This window comes from Chryseobacterium indologenes (genome assembly GCF_018362995.1).
Lineage (GTDB): Bacteria > Bacteroidota > Bacteroidia > Flavobacteriales > Weeksellaceae > Chryseobacterium > Chryseobacterium indologenes_G.
Genome location: NZ_CP074372.1, coordinates 1,057,376 through 1,073,657, shown reverse-complemented (window position 1 = coordinate 1,073,657; position 16,282 = coordinate 1,057,376). Strand labels below are relative to the sequence as shown.

General features: G+C 38.0%; 16 protein-coding genes. 5 read left to right on the top strand and 11 right to left on the bottom strand.

From position 1 onward, the window contains the following. Positions 1 to 7: 7 nt before the first annotated feature. The 4 genes from DYR29_RS04820 to DYR29_RS04805 form a co-directional block, all read right to left on the bottom strand. Positions 8 to 1,006: a 4-hydroxyproline epimerase gene (locus tag DYR29_RS04820; protein WP_213279534.1), complete on the bottom strand. Its 999-nt coding sequence runs from the start codon at positions 1,004 to 1,006 to the stop codon at positions 8 to 10. Further along, positions 1,003 to 2,493 carry an aldehyde dehydrogenase (NADP(+)) gene (locus DYR29_RS04815; RefSeq protein WP_213279533.1) on the bottom strand — a complete coding sequence of 497 codons (1,491 nt, stop codon included), beginning with the start codon at positions 2,491 to 2,493 and terminating at the stop codon, positions 1,003 to 1,005. Before DYR29_RS04815 ends, DYR29_RS04820 begins: the two co-directional genes overlap by 4 nt. Next, positions 2,490 to 3,413 carry a dihydrodipicolinate synthase family protein gene (locus DYR29_RS04810; RefSeq protein WP_213279532.1) on the bottom strand — a complete coding sequence of 308 codons (924 nt, stop codon included), beginning with the start codon at positions 3,411 to 3,413 and terminating at the stop codon, positions 2,490 to 2,492. The genes DYR29_RS04815 and DYR29_RS04810 overlap by 4 nt, the downstream gene beginning before the upstream one ends. Before the next feature lie 92 nt (positions 3,414 to 3,505). Continuing rightward, the gene (locus DYR29_RS04805; protein WP_213279531.1) at positions 3,506 to 4,387 is read right to left on the bottom strand and encodes a helix-turn-helix transcriptional regulator; all 882 of its coding nucleotides are present in this window, start codon (positions 4,385 to 4,387) and stop codon (positions 3,506 to 3,508) included. A gap of 174 nt (positions 4,388 to 4,561) precedes the next feature. Here DYR29_RS04805 and DYR29_RS04800 point away from each other — a divergent pair, with 174 nt between their 5' ends. Both DYR29_RS04800 and DYR29_RS04795 read left to right on the top strand, forming a co-directional pair. Continuing rightward, positions 4,562 to 5,956 carry an aminopeptidase P family protein gene (locus tag DYR29_RS04800; RefSeq protein ID WP_213279530.1) on the top strand — a complete coding sequence of 465 codons (1,395 nt, stop codon included), beginning with the start codon at positions 4,562 to 4,564 and terminating at the stop codon, positions 5,954 to 5,956. Positions 5,957 to 5,969: 13 nt separating this feature from the next. Beyond that, the gene (locus DYR29_RS04795; protein ID WP_213279529.1) at positions 5,970 to 8,141 is read left to right on the top strand and encodes a S9 family peptidase; all 2,172 of its coding nucleotides are present in this window, start codon (positions 5,970 to 5,972) and stop codon (positions 8,139 to 8,141) included. A gap of 39 nt (positions 8,142 to 8,180) precedes the next feature. On the opposite strand, the gene DYR29_RS04790 is transcribed toward DYR29_RS04795, so the two are convergent. Continuing rightward, positions 8,181 to 8,609 (bottom strand): hypothetical protein, encoded by a 429-nt coding sequence (locus DYR29_RS04790; protein WP_213279528.1) that lies wholly within the window; start codon positions 8,607 to 8,609, stop codon positions 8,181 to 8,183. 117 nt (positions 8,610 to 8,726) lie between these two features. Here DYR29_RS04790 and DYR29_RS04785 point away from each other — a divergent pair, with 117 nt between their 5' ends. Beyond that, on the top strand, positions 8,727 to 9,332 hold the full coding sequence (locus DYR29_RS04785; RefSeq protein ID WP_213279527.1) for a DNA-3-methyladenine glycosylase: 606 nt from the start codon (positions 8,727 to 8,729) through the stop codon (positions 9,330 to 9,332). A gap of 3 nt (positions 9,333 to 9,335) precedes the next feature. On the opposite strand, the gene mug is transcribed toward DYR29_RS04785, so the two are convergent. Then, positions 9,336 to 9,839 carry a G/U mismatch-specific DNA glycosylase gene (gene mug / locus DYR29_RS04780; protein ID WP_213279526.1) on the bottom strand — a complete coding sequence of 168 codons (504 nt, stop codon included), beginning with the start codon at positions 9,837 to 9,839 and terminating at the stop codon, positions 9,336 to 9,338. A gap of 290 nt (positions 9,840 to 10,129) precedes the next feature. Between mug and DYR29_RS04775 the strand changes: the two genes are divergently transcribed. Next, on the top strand, positions 10,130 to 10,447 hold the full coding sequence (locus DYR29_RS04775) for a DMT family transporter (protein WP_213279525.1): 318 nt from the start codon (positions 10,130 to 10,132) through the stop codon (positions 10,445 to 10,447). Positions 10,448 to 10,794: 347 nt separating this feature from the next. Here DYR29_RS04775 and DYR29_RS04770 read toward each other — a convergent pair whose 3' ends face one another. The 5 genes from DYR29_RS04770 to DYR29_RS04750 all read right to left on the bottom strand — a co-directional run bounded on the left by DYR29_RS04770 (position 10,795) and on the right by DYR29_RS04750 (position 14,160). Then, complete coding sequence (locus DYR29_RS04770; RefSeq protein WP_213279524.1) at positions 10,795 to 11,496, bottom strand: LytR/AlgR family response regulator transcription factor; 702 nt, start codon at positions 11,494 to 11,496, stop codon at positions 10,795 to 10,797. Further along, positions 11,477 to 12,559: a sensor histidine kinase gene (locus DYR29_RS04765; RefSeq protein ID WP_249413615.1), complete on the bottom strand. Its 1,083-nt coding sequence runs from the start codon at positions 12,557 to 12,559 to the stop codon at positions 11,477 to 11,479. The genes DYR29_RS04770 and DYR29_RS04765 overlap by 20 nt, the downstream gene beginning before the upstream one ends. A 132-nt stretch (positions 12,560 to 12,691) precedes the next feature. Beyond that, positions 12,692 to 13,099: a DoxX family protein gene (locus DYR29_RS04760; protein ID WP_213279523.1), complete on the bottom strand. Its 408-nt coding sequence runs from the start codon at positions 13,097 to 13,099 to the stop codon at positions 12,692 to 12,694. Positions 13,100 to 13,226: 127 nt separating this feature from the next. Continuing rightward, positions 13,227 to 13,730 carry a TlpA family protein disulfide reductase gene (locus DYR29_RS04755; protein WP_249413614.1) on the bottom strand — a complete coding sequence of 168 codons (504 nt, stop codon included), beginning with the start codon at positions 13,728 to 13,730 and terminating at the stop codon, positions 13,227 to 13,229. A 1-nt stretch (position 13,731) separates the two neighbouring features. After that, positions 13,732 to 14,160 (bottom strand): rhodanese-like domain-containing protein, encoded by a 429-nt coding sequence (locus DYR29_RS04750; protein ID WP_213279521.1) that lies wholly within the window; start codon positions 14,158 to 14,160, stop codon positions 13,732 to 13,734. A gap of 448 nt (positions 14,161 to 14,608) precedes the next feature. Between DYR29_RS04750 and DYR29_RS04745 the strand changes: the two genes are divergently transcribed. Beyond that, entirely contained in the window at positions 14,609 to 16,273 is a 1,665-nt protein-coding gene (locus tag DYR29_RS04745; protein WP_213279520.1) for an FAD-binding dehydrogenase, read from the top strand. The last annotated feature ends 9 nt before the right edge of the window (positions 16,274 to 16,282 follow it).

The window sequence follows — 16,282 nt, the reverse complement described above, 5'->3', positions numbered from 1 at the left end:
TGTGTGTTTACATAACCTGAAATCCCTGCCAATAAGGATCTTCATCATCAATAATAATATGATTATAACCGGTGATTCTTGCCCAGCCTTCTACTGAAGGGATAATTGCCGGTTTACCGCCAACAGTAGCCGTTCCTTCAATTCTCCCGATAAACTGGGATCCGATATAGCTTTCATGGATAAACTCTTCGTCTTCTTTTAATTTTCCTTTAGCATACCATTGAGCCATTCTTGCAGAGGTACCTGTTCCGCATGGTGAACGGTCCAAAGCATTCTCTCCCACTAAAACAGCATTTCGCCCGCTTGCTTCAGGATCTGTAGGATTGCCTGTCCATTGAATATGGCTTAATCCGGTAATGTGTTCATTTTCAGGATGAATAAATTCATACTTGTCATTGAGTAATTTTCTGATCATCTTTCCATAATGAATAAGTTGGCTGGCTGTAAAATCGGAAATATCGCTGAAATTTTCCTGAGGATCTATAATCGCATAAAAGTTTCCTCCATAAGCTACATCCGCTTTTATTACTCCGAGATCCGGACAATCAACTTCCAGATTTTCAGCATACAGAAAGGATTTTACATTGGTCAGTTTTACAGAGATTACTTTTTTGCCTTCCTGTATATAATCAATAAGAATAAGTCCTGCCGGTGTTTCCAGGCGCAGCTTGCCGGGAATTTTAGGAAAAATCAAACCTTCTTCTATGGCAATGGTTACTGTGCCTATCGTTCCGTGTCCGCACATGGGAAGACATCCGCTGGTTTCAATATATAAAACTCCGATATCGTTTTCTTCGTCAAAAGGCGGATACAAAATACTTCCACTCATCATATCATGGCCACGGGGTTCAAACATGAGCCCTTTCCGGATCCAGTCGTATTCTTTCATAAAATGAAGGCGACGTTCCATCATGGATTTTCCTTTTAGAATAGGACCTCCTCCTGCAACAAGACGTACGGGACATCCACAGGTATGTGAATCTATACAAAAAAATGTTCTGTTCATGTGGTTTGTAATTTTAATGATTCTGAATTGACTTCTCCATCGACTATTCTGCTGATCTGTAACGGATTTTCATTCCTCAGTTCTTCGGGCAAAAATTCATCCGGCCAGTTTTGGAAAGAAATAGGACGGATAAACCTCTTTACAGCATCCGGTCCTACGGAGGTAAAACGGGAATCAGTAGTGGAAGGAAAAGGGCCTCCGTGTTGCATGGCATAAACAACTTCTACTCCTGTAGGCATTCCGTTGAAGAGTAACCTTCCACATTTATCCTTCAGAAGATTAATAAGCATAAAATGATTACGGGCATCTTCATCGGTAGCTGCTACGGTAATTGTTAACTGTCCTTTCAGTTGTTTAGCGATTTCCGTCATCTCTTCCTGGGTTTCGCAAGTTACAATGATACCAAAAGGTCCGAAAACCTCTTCACTTAGTACAGGATTTTTCATGAAGTTTTTGGCGTTGGTTTCTATCACCATAGCACGTCCGTACCCTTCATTAATTTCTGTATCTGCTGTTGCAATAATTTGTACTTCAGGCTGTTCTGCTGCAAAGGTCTTATGTTTTTCAAAACTTTCATAAATTCCTCTGTGAAGCATCTTTGCGGGAATGGCTGTCTGAATTTCATTTTTCAGGGTAATGATAAAACGGTCCAGAGATTCTCCTTTAAGAGCAATACATACTCCCGGATTGGTACAGAATTGCCCCACTCCTAATGTTAAGGATGAAAGATATTCTTTAGCGAATGCTTCTGCTCTGTTTTCAAGCAAATCCGGCAGGGCAAATATTGGATTGATACTGCCCATTTCTGCGAAAACAGGAATAGGATCTTCACGGTGACTCGCCATATCGAACAACGCTTTTCCTCCGGCAAATGAACCGGTAAATGCAACAGCTCTGATCTCTTTATGCTTAACTAAATAAGCCCCGATGTCATGGGATATTCCGGTAATATGGCTGAAGATTCCTTCAGGCCAGCCACATTCTTTCACGGCTGCTGTTATAGCATCAGCCATGAGCTGAGAGGTTTTAGGGTGAGCCGGATGAGCTTTTACAATAACAGGACAACCTGCTCCAATAGCACTTGCCGTATCACCGCCTGCTGTAGAAAAAGCAAACGGGAAATTACTTGCTCCGAAAACAACTACAGGTCCTATACCCACATTGTATTTTCGGATGTCTCCTTTTTGTTTGTCAGATTGGGCAAGATTAATTCTTGGTTCTGTATATATTCCGGTGGCTACCGCTTTGGCATAGCTTCTCCATTGTCCTGTTGTTCTTGCTTTTTCACCAGTAAGTCTGGCTAAAGGCAGTGATGTTTCAGTATGAGCCGTTGTCAAAAGTTCTTCTCCCAGTGCTTCAATTTGATCGGCAACGGTGTTCATGAAGGCAGCCCGTTCTTTTACAGTGGTATTCTTCAGGAACTGATAAGCTTCTACCGCCATCTGAATTCTTCTATCAATATTTTGTGGTGATGTTTCTTCTATCATATCTGTATTTCCGGAGTTAGTAGTTTCGGACGATTCACTCTGCCTTCTTCAATAATCTTTTGAATTCTTTCAGCTTCCTCTCCATGAAGTTCCAGACGTGGAGCTCTTACATACGGATTGCTTATTCCTTCTGCTGTAGCAGCCAGTTTGATATACTGAATAAGTTTTGGGTGGATATCGAGTTCCAGCAATGGCATAAACCATCTGTAGATGGCTACGGCTTTGTCATATTCATTTGCTTTCACATAGTTGTACATTGCCATGGTTTCATAAGGGAAAGCATCTACAAGACCTGCTACAAGTCCGTCTGCGCCAAGCATGAGGGTTTCAAGGCAAATAGTATCTACCCCTCCAAGAATTTTAATTCTTTTTCCAAAGCGGTTGATCATTCTGGTTACATTCGCAAGATCTCTAGTAGATTCTTTAACAGCCTGAATGGTTGGGTATTCAATAAGTTCCTCAAACATTTCAAGGGTGACATAAATTCCATAATCAACCGGATTGTTATAGATCAGGATTGGAAGGTCCGTAGCGGAAGCCACTGCTTTGAAATATTCTACGACTTCATGATTATCGGCTTTGTAACGCATTGGCGGAAGAAGCATCAGACCGTCTGCCCCAAATTCTTTGGCTTTTTGTGCAAAGTTTACTGCATTTTTGGTAGTATTTTCAGAAAGGTTAAGAATGACAGGAATTCTTCCCTGCGTTATTTTTTTTGCATATTTAAGCAACTCAAATTTTTCTTCAGTTTCCAGTGCACTGGCTTCTCCTAATGTTCCTGCAAGGATAATTCCGTGAACGCCTGCTTTAATCTGGGCTTCTGTATTGAGAGCAAACATTTCAAAGTCTATCTCACCTTCTTTGGTAAAAGGAGTTAATACAGCAGGATAAATCCCTTCCCAGTTTAGTTTTGTACTCATATCAAATAATATTTATTCAAAACTAGGTGAATTTCAAAACGGTAAATGTTAATATTTTAATAGATACTAACCGTATTTTAACAGGTTGCTTTTTATTGCTCTATAGTGGCCTCTTTATAGTGTTTAAGGTATTCTTTAGGCGAATATTTCATAATGGACTTGAAGACCCGGTTAAAATTGGTAAGGCTGTTGAATCCGCTGTTAAAAGCCACAGAAGAAATACTGTACATACTGCTGGATGTCAGTAGTCTGCAAGCTCGCTGTACCCGGAGTTCATTAAGATATTCAATATAAGTGATTCCGGTTCGTTTTTTAAAAGATCTGCAAAATGCCTGAGGGGTCATACAGGCTTCCTGAGCAATACTGTCAAGGGTAAGTTTAGTTTGAGCAAAATTCTTCTTAATAAAGGTTTGGGCATCTATAATTCTTTGATCATAATCTGAAATATGATTGGGCAGATTCTTTTCTGAAGATAAGGGAATATGCAGATGTCTGTTTTGCATAAGATGGTTTAAAATCCTGATAAAATCTATGATCTGCTCTACTCCTTCTGTTTTTTGTAATGCTGCAATGTTTTCCCCGATACATATTTTTAATTTAGGAGCGACCTGGAAACCGACTTCTGAATGGGCTATAAAATTTTTAAGTTCTCCAAATTCCGGTAAGTCAAAAAATGCAGCGATCTTTTTATACGGATCAAAAAATATAGAGATGGAATGAACTTTTTGTTTTTCATCTTTATCAAAATTACCCCGGAAGACATGTGATTGATTAGCTCCCAGATAGAAAATATCACCAGCCTCAAAATTAAAGAGATTTTGTTCTATGGCCAGTGTTCCGTGTCCTTTAAGAATCCACATGATCTGGGTTTCCGTATGGCGATGGAAGTAAGGATAAAAATTGGGCATTATATCTTCCTGAATACGGATACTTTTGTTGGTATCAGCAGGGACTGAAAACTGAAGACTCTTCATAGAACCAATATTTTGATGTAAAAGGTTAAAATATGACCGAATTTAAGCAAAATATGAACACTGGATATCATATTAAAATCCAAACTTTACATTATTCTTTATTTTAGTAAATAAAGAGCGGTCAATAGTACAAAATCGTAACTTTAAAGCTTTAAATTAAAAAGTATTCATAATATGTTTTCAACACAAACCTATCAAGATAGAAGAGCAGTTTTACAAAGTAATGTATCGGGCGGAATTTTATTGTTTTTGGGAAATATAGAGAATCCTGTGAACTTTGAACACAATCCTTATTATTTCCGTCAGGACAGTACGTATTTATATTATTTCGGAATCCAGGAACCCCGTATTGCGGCCATTATTGATATTGATGAGAATAAAACCATTATTTTCGGAGATGAATTAAGTATAGATGACATTGTATGGATGGGCAGACAGGAAACCCTGAAAGAGAAAAGTCTGAAATCCGGAGTACAGGAAACCATGCCTTATACAGAGCTTTCTCAATATATTTTAAAAGCACAGACTTCCGGCAGAAAGGTACATTATCTTCCTCCGTATCAGTCTTCCAATAAAATTTTACTTGCTGATCTTCTTGGTATTAAAATAGCTGCATTACAACCTTCTGTAGAGATGATTAAAGCCATTGTGAAGCAGCGTTCTATAAAAGAGTCTCAGGAAATAGTGCAGATAGAACAGGCAGTGAATGTATCCAATGAAATGCATTTGCTGGCAATGCGGACTGCAAAACCGGGCATTAAAGAATATGAAATAGCCAATGCCATTCAATATCTGGCTGCCAATAAAGAATGTCAGATGTCTTATCCTCCGATTGTAACCATAAACGGAGGAATTCTGCATAATCACTATCGCCTTAATACTTTGAAAGAAGGAGATCTTTTCCTTAACGATTCCGGAGCGGAAACGGCAATGGGATATGCGGGCGACCTTACCAGAACTTTTCCTGTGAGCAAGATTTTTAGTACAAAACAAAAGGAAATGTATGAAGTGGTTCTGAATGCTTTTAATAATGCGCAACAGCTTCTGAAACCGGGTGTTCGATTCAAGGATATTCATCTGAAAGCTTCTCAGCATCTTGTAGAAGGTCTTATTGATCTTGGATTGATGAAAGGAAATCCTGAAGAAGCGGTGAAAAACCATGCCCATACCCTATTTTTTCAATGCGGATTGGGACATATGATGGGACTTGATGTACATGATATGGAAGATCTCGGAGAGCAATACATTGGCTATACCGAAGAAGAACCAAAAGATACCAAAACATTCGGTCTTAAATCTTTACGTTTAGGAAAGTCTCTTGAATCCGGATTTGTAGTAACGGTTGAACCCGGTATTTATATGATTCCGGAACTGATTGATATCTGGCAGGCTGAAAATAAAAATGCAGATTTTATCAATTACGATAAAGTAAATGAATACCGAAACTTTGGAGGAATCCGTGTGGAAGATGATTTCCTGATTACTGATGACGGGTACAGACTTCTTGGGAACGGATTAATAAAAACAGTTCAAGAAATTGAAAATTACAGAGCTGAATATTTAGCTTAATCAAATACGATCTATGAAGAATATAAAAAAACTAACCGTTATTGCATTATACTTCCTGTGTCTGTCGCCATTGGCGGCACAAAAAACACAGTGGACTCCGGATGGTAATGCTTACTATTCATTTACTAAAAAGGGGGTTGAAATTGTTGATGTACTGCATCCCGGAAAAGACCAGACACTTTTAAACAGCAATGAACTTGTTCCTGCGGGAAGTTCTGAACCACTGCAGGTACAAAGCTTTCAGGTATCTCCGGATGACAAAAGTTTGTTACTCTTTGCCAATACCCGAAAAGTATGGAGAGACAATACCCGTGGAGATTACTGGATCTTTGACAAAACTACTAAAAAACTTACCCAGCTTGGAAAAGGATTGCCTTATTCGTCACTGATGTTTGCAAAGTATTCTCCGGATGGAAAAAAAGTAGCGTATGTATCTAAGCATAATATGTATGTTGAAGACCTTTCAAACAATCAGATTACCCAAATTACGACTGATGGTACAGACGGGATGATCAACGGTACTTTCGATTGGGTATATGAAGAGGAATTTGGAACTCAGGATGGTTTCCGATGGTCACCCGACGGTAACAAAATTGCTTACTGGAAGCTGGATGCAAGAGGTACAAAAAACTTCCTGATGATAAATAATACAGACAGTTTGTATTCATTTACTGTTCCTGTAGAATATCCGAAAGTAGGAGAAAATCCTTCAGGCTGCAGCATCTGGTTTTACGATCTTGCTTCTAAATCTTCAAAGAAAGCAGATATTGCAGGAGATGAAATGCAAAACTATATTCCGAGAATGGAATGGGTGCTGGATTCTAAATCTGTTATTCTCCAGCAGCTGAACAGAAAGCAAAATCAAAGTAAGATCATCGTGGCAGATGCCAGCTCCGGCAACAGTAAGACTATTCATACAGAAACAGATGCTGCATGGATTGATATCAAATCCCGTTGGAACGATAATGACCCAAGTGGCTGGGACTGGATTGAGAATGGAAAAGAGTTCCTTTGGCTTTCTGAAAAAGACGGATGGAGACATATTTATAAAATAGATATGAGCGGTAAGGAAACATTGATTACCAAAGATGCTTTTGATGTGATAAAACCTGAGTTTTTTGATGTTCAGAACAAACAGATTTACTTTTCAGCGTCACCCAATAATGCGACTCAAAAGTATCTGTACAAAGTAAGTATGAAAGGAGGAAAAGCACAAAAAGTTACCCCTGAAGCTTATACAGGTTCCAATACATATACGATATCACCCAATGGGAAAATCGCAATGTTCACCAATAACAGCGTTAATGCCATTTCAATGGGTTCGGTAATATCACTTCCGGAACATAAAGAACTGGTTGCTGCCAAAAGAACAGCAAAAGCAGATCCTGCAAAGTCTAAAACAGAGTTTTTCCAGATTACCACACAAGATGGTGTTACATTGGACGGATGGGTGGTAAAGCCTAAAAATTTTGATCCTAATAAAAAATATCCGGTTGTTTTCACAGTCTATGGAGAACCGGCAATGCAAACAGTAACAGACGGTTTCTATACAGGCTGGAATCAATTATACGTTGGGGATATGGCGGAAGACGGTTACCTGTATGTTTCCCTTGAAAACCGCGGAACCCCGGCTCCAAGAGGACGTGAATGGAGAAAATCGATTTATCGTAAAATAGGACAGCTTAATATTCGTGATCAGGCAATGGGGGCTAAAGCTTTATTCGCAAAATGGCCTTATGCAGATACTTCAAGGGTTGCCGTATGGGGCTGGAGCGGCGGAGGTTCTTCTACCCTGAACCTTTTGGGACAATATCCTGATATTTACCAGACCGGAATTGCTATTGCTCCGGTAGCCAATCAGTTGTTCTATGACAATATTTATCAGGAAAGATATATGGGACTTCCACAGGAAAACAGAGAAGATTTTGTGAATGGATCTCCACTGGCTTATGCTAAAAACCTAAAAGGAAATCTTTTACTGGTTCATGGAACAGGTGATGATAATGTACATTACCAGAATACCGAAGTATATATCAACGAACTGGTAAAATACAACAAACAGTTTCAGCTGATGTCTTATCCTAACCGTACACACTCTATTGATGAAGGGGAAGGTACGTCAGAGCACCTTGCTACTCTATTTACAAAATATTTAAAAGAACACTGTCCTCCGGGAGGAAGATAGGATCATTTATAAAAAAGTCTCACAATAATGTGGGACTTTTTATTTTCTTTTAAAGGTAAGGGTCCAGGTTATATGAAAGGGCTCTCCTTTGTATTTATCAACTTCATTCATTATTATTTTCATTGCTGTTTTGTCTAGCTGAATGATTTCAAATTTTTTCTCAGAGTTACTTCCATCAAATAAAGATAAGATCTTATGATCAGGGTCCAGTGAATACGAAAAATAAAGCTGTCCGCCATCAATAATAGAGCCGTCAGCATTAAACTGCATGATGTCTTTGCTGCTGAATTTTGAATGAGTCTGTCCCGTTCGTTTTCCGTTTGCTTCAATACCTTCAGTGATAGAAAGTACCGGCTGCCACTTCCCAACAATCATTTTTTGATAAGACTGCTGATAAGGAATACTGAATGGCAATGCTGTCAGACAAAAAGTGACCATAAACAGCGTCAGATTAAAAGCTTTCATCATAATTTTGTTTTTGGGCGAATGAAATTCATACTCAAATGTAGTGACAATCTGTTTAACTCTATGAAAATTGTTTTTATATCCTTACTTTTAACCTGTTAAATCCATAAAGCTATTCATTTGAAACTGCCACTCTCCTATTATTCTCATCAAGACGTTCTTTTTCTCGCTCAGGATCTTCTGGGAAAAGTTCTTTTTACAGATATCAATGATGAAGTAACTGCCGGAATTATAGTAGAAACGGAAGCCTATTTCGGAGTTTTGGATAAAGCTTCCCATGCGTATGGCGGCAGACGGACCAACCGCACAGAAACGCTGTACAGTCATGGTGGTGTTTCCTATGTTTATTTATGTTACGGAATTCATCATCTGTTCAATGTTGTAACTTCTGTAAAAGATGAGCCTCACGCTGTTTTAATCAGAGCTGTTGAGCCATTAATAGGAAAAGACATCATGGAACTCAGACGGAATATGTCTGCCGGTAAAGCAGCTATTTCTTCCGGCCCCGGATCTGCAGCCAAAGCTTTAGGTATTGATCAATCTTTTAATAAAAAAGATCTGGATGGAAATGAAATATGGATTGAAGATCACGGCATTCGATATCCTTCTGATGATATTATAAAGGTTCCCCGTATAGGCGTTGCTTATGCTCAGGAAGATGCCCTTTTACCCTGGCGGTTCTTTGTGAAAGGAAATAAATATGTAAGCAAACCGAATACAATATAACAGTTACGGTTTGTGAAGTGTAAGATAAAACTCCTTATAATAAGCAACCAGCTGATCAAGTGAAAATCCCCGGTTCAAACCGCTGGTATTGGGCAAAACCCACACTTTTGCTCCACAGAAATCTTCTGCCTGCAGTCCCCATAGAATTTCTTTCTTTTTAGAGAAAGCCTTGTAAGCAGCTTTGCCGAGAAAAGCAACATATTTAGGCTGATATTCTGTTATTTTTGCTTTAAATGTATCCAAAGCATTCTCAAACTCTTCTTTTGAAAGTTCATCAGCACGGGAAGTTGCCCTTGCTACAGCAGTGGTGAGCCCCAGCCCGAAATCCAGGATAGAAGTATCATTCACCGCTTCAATTTGATAAGAAGTAAACCCCGACTGATGAAGGACTTTCCAGAAACGGTTACTCTTTCCCGAAAAATGATGTCCGTCATCTGATGATTTTAAACCCGGATTGATTCCACAAAAAAGGACGTTAAGATGAGCTGTAATGATGTCTGTTAACATAATTGAGATGATAGTATAGAAAATAAGAGATCTCTGCCTTCTCTTTTTTTATAGTATAAAGATATCAATATTAGGGATATTGAGAGTCACATTTTATTATGGAATATTGAACGGTTCACAGTCTGTATAGTACGTTTTATCTCTGCTTTTTGCGGGATCACACAGTTTATTGTATTGAATATGAGTGGATAATCATAATTTACAGCAGTAATTTGATGATGTTTTTTATTGTAAAGAATTCATTTTAATGACATTTTAAATAAAAGTAACATCATTAAAAAATAAGTAGTATGAACTGGATTGCATTAATTATCGCAGGAATTTTTGAAATTGGATGGCCTTTGGGACTTAAGTTATCTCAACAACTGGAAAATAATAAATGGAGCTGGATCATATTTTCGATCGTTTGTATGGCCGTTAGCGGCGGATTTCTCTGGTACGCTCAGAAAAGTATCCCTATTGGAACAGCTTATGCAGTCTGGACCGGAATTGGTGCTGTAGGAACTTTATTGGTGGGAATTCTGTTTTTTCAGGACTCAGCAAGTATTTTACGATTACTCTCTGCATTACTGATTGTTGCAGGAATAGTGGGACTTAAAATATTTTAAAATAAGATATTCCTTCTGAAAAAGAAATTGGCTTAAGATTATCGCTAATCGTTAAGCCAATCATCATTCAACATTAGCATAATAAACTAACCACATTTATCTCATTTGATTTTTTATCATGAATGAAAATATCTTTTGCTATGTAAATTTGGATAAAAAGTGAAGAATTGAGTCAAAAATATATATCAACAACGCGATAAAATCTACTAAAATTATAAACTGTGAAACAGAAACTACAAAAACTGCCGGTTTCCTGAATTTTGAATTGAACGGCTGAAAATTCCCTTCCCTCGGAGGGGTGGCAAAAATTTTAAAATTTTTGACGGGGTGGTTTAAACACTTCCCTGTTAAAGCTCCAACAACGGCTTATATGTCCTTCCCACCGGAAGGTTTTTCCCCCTAATCTGGATGATGTTGGCCGACTTAACTTCTATTTTGGCTTTTGAAATGATATACGATTTATGAATACGGGCAAACATTTTAGGATTTAAAACCTCTTCTATTTTACTGATAGGCATTTTAAAAGTGAAAGTTTCTGCTTTTGTATGAATGTGAATATATTCTCTTAAGCTCTCGATGTAGAAAATATCCTGCAGAATAATTTTAATCTGCTTTTTCCCGCTATTGATGAAGATATAATCACGTTCAGATACTTCCAGTAATGCATCCTCCGCCTCCATTAAATGTTTGAACTTCCCTATCGCAGCCTGAAAACGCTCATAGGGAATAGGTTTCATTAGGTAATCTGCAATATCTAATTCGTAGCCTTCTACAGCATACTGATGATAAGCAGTGGTAACAATAACGAATGGAGGATTTTTTATTTTCCTCAAAAAGTCAAAGCCTTTTACCACGGGAAGGTGGAGATCCAAAAACATCAGATCCACCTCATGAATACTTAAAAGACTGCTGGCATATATGGCATCGGCACATTTTCCCACCAGATTCAGTTCCTGATCCCTAGAGATAAAATTTTCCAGAATTTCTGCTGCAATTGGCTCGTCTTCTACGATAATGCAGTTGTATTTTTTAGAGATTTGGTGCGTCATGGAAATCTATGGTTAATGTTACAATATAGCGGTCACTTTGATCTTCCACAGAAAGAGTGTGTTGAGGATAAAGCAGTTCAAGCTGTCTACTGATATTTTTCTGACCTATTTTTGTGGAATGCGTATTGGGCTTTTCTTCTTTGGAATTTTCTATGAAATAAGTAAGAATTCCATTTTTCAACCTGATATCGATGGTAATAAATGTCTCTCCTAAACTTTCAGAAACGCCATGTTTGAAAGCATTTTCAACAAACTGTATAAGGATCAGCGGTGAGATTTCCTGAGAAGGCTGATCAATATCTTCCGTAAAGTGTATGGTAAGATGACGGTGGCGGATTTTCTGGATCTGTATGAAATCCTTGATATTCTCAATATCCTTACCTATAGAAATAGTTTTTTCTGCTGCTTCATAGATATTATACCGCATTATCTTGGATAGCTTAAGAATAACATCCGGAGTTTCATCAGCCTTTTTCAGAGCCATTCCATAAATATTATTGAGGGTGTTAAACAGAAAATGAGGATTGATCTGTGCTTTCAGCATAGTAAGTTCCTGATCAAGCTTTTCAGACTTTAACTGGGAGATCTGTTCTTTCAGAAGATTTTTCTGCCGGGTAATTTCAACCCCGAAAATCAGACCCACCATGAAAATCAGATCCATAAAAGAATTGAATGCCACATAACCATTGATAAACCCCGATGGATACTTTCCATCCAGAGTCTCTTTAACACCATAGATATAAGGATAAATAATATAATGTGTTAAAAAACGATGTCCTAAAACAGCCGTGGTCAGGATAAAAATATAGAGAAAATATTTGAAAATCAATTTAATATGACTCTTTTCAAATACATACAGTAAAGTATAAGCAAGAGGTATTTTGATCAAAAGATAACCTAGCTCAAGGATCAGGGTATTCTGAAGTCTTATTTGCCATTTGAAATCCGGAAACTGATACCTGGACCAGTAAAAGTCAAGGTAAACCTCCAGGATATAATACAATATCCAAAAAAGCAAATGAATCTGCCACTTAGATCTTTTGTATGATTTCAGGTTGATCATGATTTTAGGTGTACAAAGTACTGTTTGTTCAATCAAATATAGAAATATATGTTGATCAAATTAAGGTAACGATCTACAAACTACAGTTTTGAATTGTTATTAAAGATTAAAACCTGCGGATTTCCAGAAGACTTAAATATCCTTTTCATGGATAAAACGGTTCTGCTTTTTAAAATAAATTTCGGGATACATCAGGTTCAGAAAACTGAAGATCAGCAAGACATTGAACTCGATTCCATTTGTTCCGCCTCCCACTACAAACCAGCCATTTTGCCAATGTACGAAGTAGATTCCAAAAATAAAAATGATAATATTAGCAATAGCCACTGGCTTTATATATTGGTCAAACCAAAGTAAGGGCACAGAGAAAAGATGAGTGAGTTTTACTGCCCATGCCATATAAATTCCAATAGGGCTGAATCCTATACTATCCAGATAAAAATGTCCAAAATTATTAACATCTCCACTAAAAATGGAAATCACACTATGCATCAGCAATATCACTGATAGCCCCAGGCGAAGGAAGACACTTTTTTTCATCCTTCAAAGCTATAAAACGAAAGAAAGGCTTGTTGTATACTGTATATCAATTACTTTGTAGCGTATATAAAAAATAAAGAGCGGTAATTATTTACCACTCTTTCAATATCTGCAATATTTTATATTCTTAATTTTGATTTAAAGTTTTCTTTAAAAACTCTTCCAGCTCTTTACCATGAAGATTTTTAGCTAAAATCGTTCCCTGCCCGTCGATGATGACATTAAAAGGAAGTTCATCAACTTCATACAACTTCGCGACAGGGCTTTTCCAGAATTTTAAATCACTGATCTGTATCCATTTGATATTAAATCTGTCAATTGCTTTCTGCCAGCTTTCTTTATTTTTATCTAAAGAAATTCCCAGAATTTCAAACGTATTGTTTTTTACCTGTTCAGAATAGGTATCATATAATGTTTTCAGCTCAGGCTGCTCTTCTACACAAGGGGCACACCAGGTTGCCCAGAAATCGATCAGCACTACCTTTCCTTTTAATGTTGAAAGGGCAAATGGAGTTCCGTCTGCCTTGGTCATTGTAATTTCAGGAGCTTTTTTTCCTGCTTCTATTGCACTTTGGGCAACAACGGATCCTGAGAAGATTATTAAAAGTAATAGAATAAAACGGATCTTCATATTAATCATTTGTAGGATAGTCTTTATCCAGCCAGTCTGTTTTGATATTTTTCGGAAGATTTAAAAGCTTTGCGTTTTTAAAACCCATTTCCATCAGTAAAGCAAAAGCAGGACGTATATTAGGACATTTTACAAAAGGACAGCATCCGCAGTAGATTACGATTTCTCTGTTTTTAGGAATGTCTTTCAGATAGTTTCTCAGTTTTTCCAGGTTTTCAGGCTCATGCGTTGGTCCGATGTCTACGGAACCTTTGATGATAGCTTCAGGACCCACCGAAATGATTACCAGATCTTTTGTTTTATGCTTTTCGATTCGGGAAGCCAGTAACGCCGGGTCCATAAGCTGGCTGTCTTTCCATGGATCCTGTTTTTGCTGTGCCTGGCTGAAAATGGAACAGACAAAGCAGGCAATGATAAACAAATACTTCATACTTCTATTTTTCACAAAGATAGAAATGTTTTATAGAGGATTACAGGAAAATCAGCGTTTACAGGATATTTTGAAGAGATCATATCTTTTTTGGAGTGATATGAATCACATTAGAGGCGCCAGGTTCTATGATAAACTGTGTTCCCCGTACTCTTTCATTCTCTCTGCCCTGAATGGCTGATCCGGTAACAAGAGTTAATTTTCCCTGAAAAACAGGATGTGGCGCTAATGGAATTTCAATTTCCTCCTCTTCCAGCTGGATAATAATTGATTCTGCCTCAATGGGCTGGCGTGTTCCGTCATTTAATACTGCAAATGCCTGGTATTTATGATTTTATTTCATTTTTCTATTCTATACAAACAATAAAAGTATTAAGATTTTTTAATTGTTTCATTTAAATATTTAATACATTTATAGTAAGTATCATTCAATAAAAATACCTGGAAAATGGAAGAAACATTCCGGCCTGATGCCATCATCATAGGAAGCGGACTGGCAGGGCTTACTGCTGCCATGGAAATTACCAATGCCGGAAAAAAAGTCCTGCTTTTGGATCAGGAAACTGAACAGAATATAGGAGGACAGGCATTCTGGTCTTTCGGAGGGCTGTTCCTGATTAATTCTCCTCAGCAAAGGAAAATGGGGATCAAAGATTCTTATGAACTGGCACTTCAGGATTGGAAAGGAACAGCGGGTTTCGATCGTCCGGAAGATTACTGGCCCCGTCAATGGGCTGAAGCTTATCTGAAATTTGCTGTCGGTGAAAAGTATGAATACATTTCAAAATTAGGGATCAAGCTGATGTTTATGGTTGGCTGGGCAGAACGTGGTGATGGTTCTGCAACAGGGCATGGAAATTCGGTGCCTCGCTTTCACGTAAGTTGGGGAACTGGGACAGGAGTCGTAAAACCTTTTGTAGAAAAAGCATACAAAGCTCAGGAAAAAGGTTTGCTGCAGATGAAGTTCAGACATCGGGTGACGGAATTTATTTTAGAAAATGGGAAGATAAAAGGTCTCAAAGGAGATATTCTGGAGAATGATACTAAAGAAAGAGGCGCTGAAACAAACCGAAATGTTATTTCATCATTTGAATATACCGCTCCCAATATTATCATTGCTTCCGGAGGGATTGGTGCCAATCATGAGCTGGTAAGAAAAAACTGGCCGGAAAGACTTGGTAAAGCACCGGAAAATATGGTCTGCGGCGTTCCTGCCTATGTAGATGGCAAAATGATTGGCATCGCAGAAAATACTGGAGCTCATATTATCAACCGCGACAGAATGTGGCACTACACAGAAGGGTTACAAAACTGGAATCCGATCTGGCCTAACCATGGGATTCGTATATTACCTGGTCCTTCTTCCTTATGGTTTGATGCAAAAGGAAAACGTCTCCCCGCTCCTTTTCTTCCCGGATTTGATACGTTGGGAACTTTACAGTATATACAGGAAACAGGTTTTTCTTACTCATGGTTTATCCTCACTCAGAAAATTATTAAAAAAGAATTTGCCCTTTCGGGGTCAGAACAGAATCCGGATATCACGAATAAAGACTACGTTCTTTTTCTGAAAAGAATTTTTGGTAAAAAGGCTCCCGGACCGGTAGAAGCTTTTAAAGAGCATGGAAAAGACTTTATTGTATCAGATAATCTGGAAGATCTGGTAAAGCGAATGAATGAACTGGCCGGAAACAGACTTTTGAATTATGATAAAATAAAATCTCAGATCGAAGCCCGTGACAGAGAGTTAGACAATAAATTTTCAAAAGATACACAGGTCAATTATCTCCGCAATACCCGAAATTATTTAGGAGATAAACTTGGACGTGTAGCAGCTCCCCATAAAATTTTAGCTCCTGAAAACGGACCTTTGATTGCTGTAAGACTCAATATTTTAACGCGTAAAACATTAGGAGGTATAAAAACCAATCTTAATGGTCAGGTTTTAAAAGATGACGACAGCATTATTGAAGGACTGTATGCAGCCGGAGAAGCAGCTGGTTTTGGCGGTGGCGGAATGCACGGCTACAGAGCGCTGGAAGGAACATTTTTGGGAGGCTGTATTTTTTCAGGAATGAAAGCCGGGAAATATATTGCAGGACTTAAAAATTAAATAATAGTA